The sequence below is a fragment of the Jiangella rhizosphaerae genome, assembly GCF_003579925.1.
Lineage (GTDB): Bacteria > Actinomycetota > Actinomycetes > Jiangellales > Jiangellaceae > Jiangella > Jiangella rhizosphaerae.
Genome location: NZ_QUAL01000391.1, coordinates 1 through 10,575, shown reverse-complemented (window position 1 = coordinate 10,575; position 10,575 = coordinate 1). Strand labels below are relative to the sequence as shown.

General features: G+C 73.3%; 12 protein-coding genes. 11 read left to right on the top strand and 1 reads right to left on the bottom strand.

Annotated features, from left to right (window positions below; genetic code table 11):
* Both DY240_RS26515 and DY240_RS26510 read left to right on the top strand, forming a co-directional pair.
* Positions 1–806: SDR family NAD(P)-dependent oxidoreductase (locus tag DY240_RS26515; protein ID WP_147375539.1), on the top strand; the 806-nt coding region annotated here is incomplete at its 5' end.
* Positions 807–898: 92 nt separating this feature from the next.
* Entirely contained in the window at positions 899–1,465 is a 567-nt protein-coding gene (locus tag DY240_RS26510) for a Uma2 family endonuclease (protein ID WP_119662675.1), read from the top strand.
* A gap of 4 nt (positions 1,466–1,469) precedes the next feature.
* On the opposite strand, the gene DY240_RS33025 is transcribed toward DY240_RS26510, so the two are convergent.
* Positions 1,470–1,835 carry a hypothetical protein gene (locus DY240_RS33025; protein ID WP_199702505.1) on the bottom strand — a complete coding sequence of 122 codons (366 nt, stop codon included), beginning with the start codon at positions 1,833–1,835 and terminating at the stop codon, positions 1,470–1,472.
* A 447-nt stretch (positions 1,836–2,282) separates the two neighbouring features.
* Between DY240_RS33025 and argC the strand changes: the two genes are divergently transcribed.
* Genes argC through DY240_RS26460 form a run of 9 tightly spaced genes read left to right on the top strand, consistent with a single transcriptional unit; the run spans position 2,283 to position 10,213 of the window.
* Positions 2,283–3,326, top strand: coding sequence for an N-acetyl-gamma-glutamyl-phosphate reductase (gene argC, locus DY240_RS26500; protein ID WP_119662674.1), 1,044 nt, complete (start codon positions 2,283–2,285; stop codon positions 3,324–3,326).
* Positions 3,323–4,480 carry a bifunctional glutamate N-acetyltransferase/amino-acid acetyltransferase ArgJ gene (argJ, locus tag DY240_RS26495; protein WP_119662673.1) on the top strand — a complete coding sequence of 386 codons (1,158 nt, stop codon included), beginning with the start codon at positions 3,323–3,325 and terminating at the stop codon, positions 4,478–4,480. The genes argC and argJ overlap by 4 nt, the downstream gene beginning before the upstream one ends.
* On the top strand, positions 4,477–5,361 hold the full coding sequence (argB, locus tag DY240_RS26490) for an acetylglutamate kinase (RefSeq protein ID WP_119662672.1): 885 nt from the start codon (positions 4,477–4,479) through the stop codon (positions 5,359–5,361). Before argJ ends, argB begins: the two co-directional genes overlap by 4 nt.
* Entirely contained in the window at positions 5,361–6,614 is a 1,254-nt protein-coding gene (locus DY240_RS26485; RefSeq protein ID WP_119662671.1) for an acetylornithine transaminase, read from the top strand. The genes argB and DY240_RS26485 overlap by 1 nt, the downstream gene beginning before the upstream one ends.
* A complete protein-coding gene (gene argF, locus DY240_RS26480; RefSeq protein WP_119662670.1) occupies positions 6,611–7,543 on the top strand; it encodes an ornithine carbamoyltransferase in 933 nt (310 codons plus the stop codon). Before DY240_RS26485 ends, argF begins: the two co-directional genes overlap by 4 nt.
* On the top strand, positions 7,540–8,055 hold the full coding sequence (locus DY240_RS26475; RefSeq protein WP_119662669.1) for an arginine repressor: 516 nt from the start codon (positions 7,540–7,542) through the stop codon (positions 8,053–8,055). The genes argF and DY240_RS26475 overlap by 4 nt, the downstream gene beginning before the upstream one ends.
* Positions 8,052–8,285 carry a hypothetical protein gene (locus tag DY240_RS26470; RefSeq protein ID WP_119662668.1) on the top strand — a complete coding sequence of 78 codons (234 nt, stop codon included), beginning with the start codon at positions 8,052–8,054 and terminating at the stop codon, positions 8,283–8,285. The genes DY240_RS26475 and DY240_RS26470 overlap by 4 nt, the downstream gene beginning before the upstream one ends.
* A 10-nt stretch (positions 8,286–8,295) precedes the next feature.
* Positions 8,296–9,696, top strand: a complete 1,401-nt coding sequence (argH, locus tag DY240_RS26465; RefSeq protein ID WP_119662667.1) for an argininosuccinate lyase — start codon at positions 8,296–8,298, stop codon at positions 9,694–9,696.
* A gap of 16 nt (positions 9,697–9,712) precedes the next feature.
* Complete coding sequence (locus tag DY240_RS26460; RefSeq protein ID WP_119662666.1) at positions 9,713–10,213, top strand: O-acetyl-ADP-ribose deacetylase; 501 nt, start codon at positions 9,713–9,715, stop codon at positions 10,211–10,213.
* Positions 10,214–10,575: the final 362 nt, after the last annotated feature.

The window sequence follows — 10,575 nt, the reverse complement described above, 5'->3', positions numbered from 1 at the left end:
TGCCGGCCGGCCGGACGGCGCTGGTCACCGGTGCGAGCCGGGGCATCGGGCGCGCGCTGGCCGTCGGGCTGGCCGCGCGCGGCGTGTCCGTCGGGCTGATCGCGCGCGACCGTCTCCGCCTGGACGAGGTCGTCGCCGAGTGCCGCGCCCACGGCGTCGCGGCGGTCGGCGTGACCGCCGACGTCGTCGACCGCGACGACGTCGCCGAGGCCGTGCGCGCGGTGGCCGGCCACCTGGACCGCATCGACCTGCTGGTGAACAACGCCGGCGTCATCGAACCGGTCGAGGCGGCGTTCCTCGACACCGACGTCGAGGACAGCTGGCACGTCGTCGAGGTCAACGTCCGCGGCCCGCTGCTGGTCACGCACGCCGTCCTGCCGGTCATGCTGGCCGGCGGCGGTGGCCGCATCGTCAACATGAACAGCGGGCTCGGCTACCGGGCCGCTGAGATCTACACCGGCTACGCGGTCTCGAAGGGCGCGCTGGCCCGCTTCACCGGCCTGCTCGACCTGCAGTACCGGTCGCAGGGCGTGCGGGCGTTCGACCTGGCGCCCGGCCACGTCGAGACCGAGATGACCACGGCGATGCCGATGCACGCCGCCCGGACGGAGTGGACGCCGCCGGACCAGGTGGTCGAGCTCGTCGCCGCCATCGGCGACGGCCGTCTCGACGAGCTTGGCGGCCGGTTCTTCCGCGCCGGGACGGACACCGTCGAGTCGCTGCTGGCGCTGCGCGACGACATCCTGGCGCACGACGCGCGCACCCTCCGCCTGCCCACCGCGGGCCCCGGCGACCCGCTCCGCTGAGTTATCCACAGCCCTGTGGATAGCGATTCGCGCCGCGAGTCGTCGCGTGGCAGCGTTGGCCATCGTGACGAACTGGAGGCAGCATGGTGGTCATGACCGCTCCGCGCAGCGACGAGCTGCCGCCGCTCAATCCCGGGCCGATCACCCGGGCCGAGCTGGACGCGATGCCCGATGACGGGCGGCGGCACGAGCTTCTCGACGGGGTGCTTCTCGTGACCCCGGCACCCGCTCCGAAGCACCAGCGCGCGGTCCGACGCCTGAGCCGGTTGCTCGAAGACGCCTGTCCAGACGGGCTGGAGGTGTTCTTCGCGCCGCTCGATGTGGCCTTGAGCGACGACACCGTCCTGGAACCGGACGTGCTGGTCACCCGGGTCGCCGATCTCACCGAACGCGATCTGCCGAAGGCGCCGCTGCTGGCGGTCGAGGTGCTGTCTCCGTCGACGCGGCGGTACGACCTGTTGCTCAAGCGGTCCCGCTACGAGGCCGCGGGAACGCCCTCGTACTGGGTGGTCGACCCCGACGAGCCGTCCGTCACGGCCTGGGAGCTGCGCGACGGCGTCTACGCCGAGGCCGGCCGGGCGATCGGCGACGAGGCGCTCGAGCTGACCCGGCCGTACCCGGTCCGCATCGTCCCGGCCGAGCTGGTCGCCCCGCGCTGATCGCTCAGTCCCAGCGGGTGCGGCGGCGCACCCAGGCCAGCGTCGTCGCGTGCTGTGCCAGCTGGAAGTCCCGCAGCGTCGGCAGCCCGGGCGGCGCGGGCCGGCGCCCAGCTGAGCCGAAGAAGCCGGCCATGCCGGCCAGGAACGCCGTCACGTGCCAGGGGTCCACGTCCGCGAGGAGCGGGTGGCCGACGAGGTAGGGCTCGGGGTCGTGGCCGTGGAACGCGGCGTTCTTCAGCAGCATCACCGAGTCGATCCAGGCCGCGCCCCGGAACGCCCAGGGCCAGTCCACGAACCACACCCGCGAACCGGACAGCAGGACGTTGTCGGCCCGCAGGTCGAAGTGGACCAGGGTGTCGCCGCCGGCCACGTCGAGCGCCGACGCCGCCAGATCGGCCAGCCAGGGCGACCCAGTCGCCGTCGTCGTAGGAACCGCGCAGCCGCGGGACCGGCGCCTCGTCCGGCAGCGCCGCCGCCACGATCGCCTCGCGCCGGTGGATGCCCGGCGACTCCGGGTTGAGCGGCGTGCCGACCGCCTTGACGAACGCCCGGGCGCCGTCGGCAGAGCGCACGCGCGCGGCCAGGCCGGGGGAGAAGCCGCCGGGCTGGTTGACGGCCGCGACGACGGGCGAGCCGAGCACGTCCTCGACGCCGGCCCGCACGGCGGCGGGCAGACGGTCCCAGCTGGCGCGGGCTCCGGACGCGGTGACGGGCGGCATCGCGCCATCGTCCCCGAGAGCGAGTCGCCACCGCACCTGGATTCCGCGTGACCGGAACCACGTTGCATGAATTTGCGGAACTCTGCATACTCATTCGCATGGGAGCGACTGTGGCGATCGCGGGAGCGAGTGGCTATGCGGGCGGCGAGCTGCTGCGCCTGCTGCTCGCGCACCCCGAACTCGGCGTGGGGACGGTGACGGCGCACTCGAAGGCGGGCGACCGCCTCATCGCTCACCACCCGCAGCTGATCGAGCTGGCCGACCGGACCCTCGAGCCCACGACGGCCGAGGCGCTGGCCGGGCATGACGTGGTGATCCTCGCGCTGCCGCACGGCACGTCCGCGCAGGTCGCCGCGCAGCTGCCGGACGACGTGCTGGTGCTGGACTGCGGCGCCGACCACCGGCTCACCGACGCCGCGGCGTGGCAGCGGTTCTACGGCACCGAGCATGCCGGCAGCTGGCCGTACGGCCTGCCCGAACTCGTCCGCAAGGACGGCGGCAAGCAGCGCGACGCCCTCCCGGGCGCCAAGCGGATCGCCGTCCCCGGCTGCAACGTCACCGCCGTCACGCTCGCGCTCGCGCCCGGCCTGGCCGCGGGTGTCGTTGCGCCCGACGACATCGTCGCGGTGCTGGCCTGCGGCACGTCCGGAGCGGGCAAGTCGCTCAAGCCGCACCTGCTGGCCAGCGAGATCATGGGCGCGGCCAGCCCGTACGCCGTCGGCGGCGTCCACCGGCACATCCCCGAGATCCAGCAGAACCTCCAGCTCGCCAGCGGCGGTGCGCCGGTGACGCTCTCGTTCACGCCGACGCTGGTCCCGATGAGCCGCGGCATCCTCGCCACCGTCACGGCGAAGCTGAGCGGCGACGCCGGCAGCGTGCGGGCCGCATGGGCCGACGCCTACGCCGACGAGCCGTTCGTCCACCTGCTGCCCGAGGGGCAGTGGCCCACCACGGCCGCCGTCCTCGGCGCCAACACCGCGCACGTCCAGGTGACGGTCGACGAGGCGGCCGGCCGGGTGGTCGCGATCGCCGCCATCGACAACCTCGCGAAGGGCACCGCGGGCGCGGCGATCCAGTCGGCCAACCTCGCGCTCGGGCTGCCCGAGACACTCGGGTTGCCGACGACGGGGGTGGCGCCGTGAGCGTCACCGTAGCGGCCGGCTTCCGGGCGGCCGGCGTGGTCGCCGGCCTGAAGCCCAGCGGCAAGCCCGACGTCGCGCTCGTCGTCAACGACGGCCCGCAGCACAGCGCCGCCGCCGTGTTCACGTCGAACCGGTGCAAGGCCAATCCCGTGCTCTGGAGCGAGCGGACCATAGTCGACGGACGGCTGTCCGCCGTCGTGCTGAACTCCGGCGGCGCCAACTGCTACAACGGCCCCGAGGGCTTCCAGACCACACACGCCAGCGCCGAACTCGTCGCCGAACTGACCGGCGGCCAGGCCTTCGACGTCGCCGTCTGCTCCACCGGGCTGATCGGCCAGCCGCTGGACCGGCCGATCCTCGAGGCCGGCATCCGCGCCGCTCACGCGCAGCTGTCGCCCGACGGCGGCCCCGCCGCGGCCGAGGCGATCATGACGACCGACACCGTCGCGAAGCAGGCGACGGCGTCCGGTGACGGCTGGGTCGTGGGTGGCATGGCCAAGGGCGCCGGCATGCTCGCCCCCGCGCTGGCCACCATGCTCGTCGTCATCACCACCGACGCCGCCGCCGACGCCGCCACGCTCGACGCCGCGCTTCGGGCCGCGACGAAGACGACCTTCGACCGGCTCGACACCGACGGCTGCATGTCCACCAACGACACCGTCGTGCTCATGGCCAGCGGCGCTTCGGGCGTCACACCCACCCAGGACGCGCTGTCCGCGGCGGTCACCGCCGTCTGCGCCGACCTCGCCGAGCAGCTCTGGCACGACGCCGAGGGCGCGCACCACGACATCGCCATCGAGGTCACCGGCGCGGCGAGCGAGGACGACGCCGTCGAGGTCGCGCGGGCCGTCGCCCGGAGCAACCTGTTCAAGGCCGCCGTCTTCGGCAACGACCCGAACTGGGGCCGCGTGCTGGCCGCCGTCGGCACGACGACAGCCGTGTTCGAGCCGGAGAAGATCGACATCTCGATGAACGGGGTCAAGGTCTGCCGGGCCGGCGGGACGCAGTTCGGCGAGCCGTCCACGTCCGTCGACCTGACCGGCCGCCAGGTGCACGTCCTGGTCGAGCTGAACGCCGGCGCGTCCACCGCGACGATCCTGACCAGCGACCTCACGCACGACTACGTGCACGAGAACTCGGCGTACTCGACATGAGCGCGACGACGACGGCGACGGCCGCGCTGGCCAAGGCCGGTGTCCTGGTCGAGGCGCTGCCCTGGCTCAAGCGGTTCCACGGCAAGATCGTCGTGGTGAAGTACGGCGGCAACGCGATGATCGACGACGGCCTCAAACGGGCCTTCGCCGACGACATCGTGTTCCTCCGGCTCGCCGGCCTGAAGCCGGTGGTCGTGCACGGCGGCGGGCCGCAGATCACCGCGATGCTCGACCGCCTCGGCATCGAGAGCGAGTTCCGCGGCGGCCTGCGGGTGACCACACCCGAGGCGATGGACGTCGTCCGGATGGTGCTGGTCGGCCAGGTCGGCCGCGAGATCGTCGGGCTGATGAACGCCCACGGGCCGCTCGCCGTCGGGCTGTCCGGCGAGGACGCGGGCCTGTTCACCGCGGAACGGCAGTCCGCCGTCGTCGACGGCGAGCCGGTCGACATCGGGCTGGTCGGCGACGTGGCCGAGGTCGACGCCGGCGCGGTGCTCGATCTCATCGACGCGGGACGCATCCCGGTGGTGTCGTCGGTCGCGCCCGACATCGACGGCGTCGTGCACAACGTCAACGCCGACACCGCCGCGGCCGCGCTGGCGGTCGAGCTGGGCGCGGAGAAGCTCGTCGTGCTGACCGACGTCGAGGGCCTGTACCGCAACTACCCGGCCGACACCGAGATCGTCCAGGAGATCACCGCCGGCGAGCTGACGACGCTGCTGCCGTCGCTGTCGTCGGGCATGATCCCGAAGATGCAGGCGTGCCTGCGCGCGGTCGAGGGCGGCGTGCCGGAGGCGACGATCATCGACGGACGGGTGCCCAACTCGCTGCTGCTGGAAGTGTTCACCGACGAGGGTGTGGGAACGATGGTGGTCCCGTGATGACGTACCAGGCTGAGCTGGCGAAGGTGCCCGGGCTGGGCGAGGACGCGCTGGCCGCGAGCAACAACGCCACCTGGACCGCGCGCTACGGCCAGGCGCTGATGAACACGTTCGGCAGCCCGCAGCGGGTGCTCGTCCGCGGCGAGGGCTGCTACGTGTGGGACGCCGACGGACGGCGCTACCTCGACCTGCTCGGCGGGCTGGCGGTGAACTCACTGGGCCACGCGCACCCGCTGCTGGTGTCCGCGATCACCGCCCAGCTGGCCACGCTCGGTCACGTGTCGAACTTCTTCGCCAGCGCGCCGCAGATCGCGCTGGCCGAGCGGCTGCTCGACCTCGTGGGCGGGTCCGGCCGGGTGTTCTTCACCAACTCCGGCACGGAGGCCAACGAGGCGGCCTTCAAGATCGCCCGGCGCACCGGACGGCCGAAGATCGTCGCCACCGAGGGCGGCTTCCACGGCCGGACGATGGGCGCACTGGCGCTGACCGGCAAGGCGGTCATCCGCGAGCCGTTCGAGCCGCTGCCCGCCGGCGTGACGTTCGTGCCGTTCGGCGACGCCGAGGCGCTGGAGGAGGCCGTCGACGGCGACACCGCCGCGGTGTTCCTCGAGCCGGTGCAGGGCGAGGCCGGCGTCGTCCCGGCACCGGCCGGCTACCTGGCGGCGGCCCGCGAGATCACCGAGCGGGCCGGGACGCTGCTGGTCGTCGACGAGATCCAGACCGGCATCGGCCGCACCGGCGACTGGTTCGGCCACACCGTCGAGGGCATCGTGCCCGACGTCGTCACCGTCGCCAAGGGCCTCGGCGGCGGCTTCCCGATCGGCGCCTGCATCGGCCTGGGCCGGGCCGCGGACCTGCTCGGACCCGGCTCGCACGGCACCACGTTCGGCGGCAACCCGGTCGCGGCGGCGGCCGGGCTGGCCGTGCTGCACGCCATCGAGCGTGACGGCCTGCTCGAGAACGTCCGCACCGTCGGGACGCACCTGCGCGCCGAGGTGCTGGCGCTGGGTCACCCGCTGGTCCGCGGCGTGCGGGGGAGAGGGCTGCTGCTGGGCATCGAGCTGGCCGCGCCCGTCGCCGGGCAGGTGCTGAGTGAGGCGCTCGGCGCGGGGTTCATCGTCAACGCCGTCAACCCCGATACGATCCGGCTCGCGCCGCCGCTGATCCTCGACACGACGCAGGCCGACGAGTTCCTGGCGGCGCTGCCGGCGGTGCTCGACGCCGTCGGGACCGCCCCGAAGGAGACCCGATGACCCGGCACTTCCTCCGCGACGACGACCTGTCGCCGGCCGAGTACCTCGAGGTGCTCGACATGGCCGACGAGCTCAAGGCGGACCGGTTCGCGTACCGGCCGCTGGAGGGCCCGCGCGCCGTCGCGGTGATCTTCGACAAGCACTCCACCCGCACCCGGGTGTCGTTCAGCGTCGGCATCGCCGAGCTGGGCGGGTACCCGCTGGTCATCGACGCGCAGACGTCGCAGCTGGGCCGTGGCGAGCCGATCGCCGACACCGCGCGGGTGCTGGACCGCCAGTGCGCCGCGATCGTCTGGCGCACCTACGAGCAGGGCCGGCTGGAGGCGATGGCCGAGGCCGCCGCCGTCCCCGTCGTGAACGCGCTCACCGACGACTACCACCCGTGCCAGCTGCTGGCCGACCTGCAGACCGTCCGCGAGCGCAAGGGCACCCTGGCCGGGCTGACGCTGACCTACGCCGGCGACGGCGCCAACAACATGGCGCACTCGTACCTGCTGGCCGGCGCGTCCGTCGGCATGCACGTGCGGGTCGCGTCGCCGGCGGGCTACGCACCGTCGGCCGCGGTGCTGGAGCGGGCGGCGGCCATCGCCGCGCAGACCGGCGGGTCGGTCGCGCACGTCACCGACCCCGCCGACGGCTTCGCCGGCGCCGACGTGCTGGCCACCGACACCTGGGTGTCGATGGGGCAGGAGTCCGAAGCCGGCGACCGCGAGGCGCCGTTCGTCCCGTTCGCGCTCACCCAGGACGCGGTGAAGGCCGCGGCGCCCGACGCGATCGTGCTGCACTGCCTGCCCGCCTACCGCGGCAAGGAGATCGCCGCGGAGGTGATCGACGGCCCGGCCAGCGCCGTCTGGGACGAGGCCGAGAACCGGCTGCACGCCCAGAAGGCGCTGCTGACCTGGCTGCTCGCGCAGGAGGCGACGGGATGACGCAGCCGGCCACCCGCGCGGCCCGGCACGGGCGCATCGCGGAGATCCTGGCGCGGACCCCGATCCGGTCGCAGACGGAGCTGGCCGAGCGGCTGGCCGAGAACGGCATCGAGGTCACCCAGGGGACGCTCTCGCGCGACCTCGACGAGCTGGGCGCGGTGAAGATCCGCAACGCCGACGGCTGGCTGGTCTACGCGCTGCCCGGCGAGGGCGGCGACTCCCGGCCGCTGGCCGCTTCGAAGTCCGCCGTCGACGCCCGGCTGATCCGGGTCTGCGAGGAGATCCTGATCTCGGCGCGGTCGTCGGCCAACCTGGTGGTGCTGCGCACCCCGCCCGGCGCCGCGCAGTATCTCGCGTCGGCCATCGACCACGCGGCGCGCGCGGACATCCTGGGCACCATCGCCGGCGACGACACCGTCCTCGTCATCTCGACCGATCCGGAGGGCGGGGCCGACGTCGCCGCGTGGTTCCTGGCCCTCGCCGAGGGCAACGTCCCCGTGCCGCCGTCATGACCGTCACGTTCGACGACGGCCGCCCGGTCGCCCTCGACGGCGAGACCGTCACCCTGGCCGAGGCGCTGCTGCTGACCGGGCAGCTGGCCCGCGCGCACGGCCTCGTCGGACCCGGCGGCTCGGTGCTGGCCGCCGGCGCCGCGGTACTCGAGGCGGCCCGTCGCGAGCTGGCGGGCGCGAGCGGGACGGTGCGGCTACCCCTTGCTGAACAGGAACGACGAGCGGCATGACGGAGGACGTGTGAACAGCAGTGCACTGTGGGGCGGCCGGTTCGAGGGCGGGCCGGCGGACGCGTTGGCGGTGCTTTCCAAGTCGACGCAGTTCGACTGGCGCCTCGCCCCCTACGACATCGACGGGTCGAAGGCGCACGCGGCGGTCCTGCACCAGGCCGGCCTGCTGACCGCCGACGAGCTGACGGCGATGCGCGAGGGCCTGGACCGGCTGGCCGCCGACGTCGCGTCCGGCGCGTTCGCCCCCGCCGCGGCGGACGAGGACGTGCACACCGCGCTGGAGCGCGGCCTGATCGACCGTGTCGGGCCGGAGCTGGGCGGGAAGTTGCGCGCCGGGCGGTCCCGTAACGACCAGGTGGCCACGCTGTTCCGGATGTACCTGCGCGAGTCGGCGCGGACGGTGTCCGGGCTGGTCCTCGACCTGGTCGACGCGCTGGTCGAGCAGGCTTCGTCGCAGTTCGGGGTCGCCATGCCCGGCCGGACTCACCTGCAGCACGCCCAGCCCGTCCTGCTGTCGCACCACCTGCTCGCGCACGCATGGGCGCTGCTGCGCGACGTCGACCGGCTGCGCGACTGGGACCGGCGCACGGACGAGTCGCCGTACGGGTCGGGCGCGCTGGCGGGCTCGTCGCTGGGGCTGGACCCGGTGTTCGTCGCGCGCGAGCTGGGGTTCTCCGCGTCGGTCGAGAACTCGATCGACGGGACGGCGTCCCGCGACTTCGTCGCCGAGGCGGCTTTCGTGTTCGCCATGATCGGCGTCGACGTGTCGCGGATCGCCGAGGAGGTCATCCTGTGGGCGACCAAGGAGTTCTCCTTCGTCACCCTCGACGACGCCTGGTCCACCGGCTCGTCGATCATGCCGCAGAAGAAGAACCCCGACATCGCCGAGCTGGCCCGCGGCAAGGCCGGCCGGCTGGTGGGGAACCTGTCCGGCCTGCTGACGACGCTCAAGGCGCTGCCCCTCGCGTACAACCGCGACCTGCAGGAGGACAAGGAGCCGGTGTTCGACTCCGTCGACACGCTCACCGTCCTGCTGCCCGCGTTCACCGGCATGGTGGCGACGCTGCGGTTCAACGCGCCGCGGCTGGAGGAGCTGGCGCCGCAGGGGTTCTCGCTGGCCACCGATGTGGCGGAGTGGCTGGTCCGCGAAGGGGTGCCGTTCCGGTCGGCGCACGAGATCGCGGGGGCGTGCGTACGGGAGTGCGAGTCGCGCGGGATCGAGCTGTGGGACTTGACCGACGAGGACCTCGCGGCGATCTCGCCGTCGCTGACGCCGTCCGTGCGCTCGGTACTGTCGGTGCCGGGGTCGCTGGCGTCGCGGTCGGCGCGCGGCGGCACGGCGCCGGACCGGGTGCGCGAGCAGCTCGCCGCGGTGCGCGAGGCGGTGGCGGCGGGGCGCGACTGGGCCTGACGGGTACCGTGGCGGCATGGCTCGGGTCGAGGTGGTCCAGGGCGACATCACCCGCGAGGACGTCGACGCGATCGTCAACGCGGCCAACTCGTCGCTGCGCGGCGGTGGCGGGGTCGACGGCGCCATCCACCGGGCCGCGGGACCGCGGCTGGCCGAGGCCGGCGGAGCGCTGGCGCCGTGCCCGCCCGGCTCGGCCGTGGCGACCCCGGCGTTCGACCTCGACCCGCCGGTGAAGCACGTCATCCACACGGTGGGCCCGGTCTGGCGCGGGGGATCCGCTGGGGAGGCCTCGCTGCTGGCGTCGTGCTACCGGCGGTCACTGGAGATCGCCGACACGCTCGGCGCCCGGTCGGTCGCGTTCCCGGCCATCTCGACCGGCGTCTACGGCTACCCGCCCGACCAGGCCGCCCGCATCGCCGTCGACACCGTCCGCTCGGCTGACACCCGGGTGGAGCTGATCCGCCTGGTCGCCTACGACCGCTCTGCGTACGACCTGCTCACCGCCGCCTTGGCCTGACGGCCCATCACCACGCCCCACCAAAGTTGATCTTGGAGTAATGCGGGTATCAATCGGACAAATGTGACTGCAATTGCCGCTTTACTCCAAGATCAACGAGAGCGGGGGCGGTCGGGGTACCCGGCGAGGTGGCGCAGCTCCAGCCCAGCCTCTCGGGCGGCGGTCACGATCTGGCCGGGTGTCGCCTGCCGCTCCACCGCCGATCACGCCACCTCACCCTGACCGCGATCCTCACGACTGGTGAGGCAATCGTCAGCATGTTCGATGCAGGCTGAATGACCTAGGGCGCGTCTCCTTATTGGCGTAGCCAGATGGTGACGGCGGCGAGCACGATGCCTCCGCGGTAGGTGAGGGCGAGCTTG

Coding starts and splice junctions, on each gene's coding strand:
- DY240_RS26470 (WP_119662668.1), top strand. CDS start 8,052: ATGACCGTCACGTTCGACGACGGCCGCCCGGTCGCCCTCGACGGCGAG.
- DY240_RS26475 (WP_119662669.1), top strand. CDS start 7,540: ATGACGCAGCCGGCCACCCGCGCGGCCCGGCACGGGCGCATCGCGGAG.
- DY240_RS26485 (WP_119662671.1), top strand. CDS start 5,361: ATGACGTACCAGGCTGAGCTGGCGAAGGTGCCCGGGCTGGGCGAGGAC.
- DY240_RS26460 (WP_119662666.1), top strand. CDS start 9,713: ATGGCTCGGGTCGAGGTGGTCCAGGGCGACATCACCCGCGAGGACGTC.
- DY240_RS26510 (WP_119662675.1), top strand. CDS start 899: ATGACCGCTCCGCGCAGCGACGAGCTGCCGCCGCTCAATCCCGGGCCG.
- argC (WP_119662674.1), top strand. CDS start 2,283: ATGGGAGCGACTGTGGCGATCGCGGGAGCGAGTGGCTATGCGGGCGGC.
- argF (WP_119662670.1), top strand. CDS start 6,611: ATGACCCGGCACTTCCTCCGCGACGACGACCTGTCGCCGGCCGAGTAC.
- argB (WP_119662672.1), top strand. CDS start 4,477: ATGAGCGCGACGACGACGGCGACGGCCGCGCTGGCCAAGGCCGGTGTC.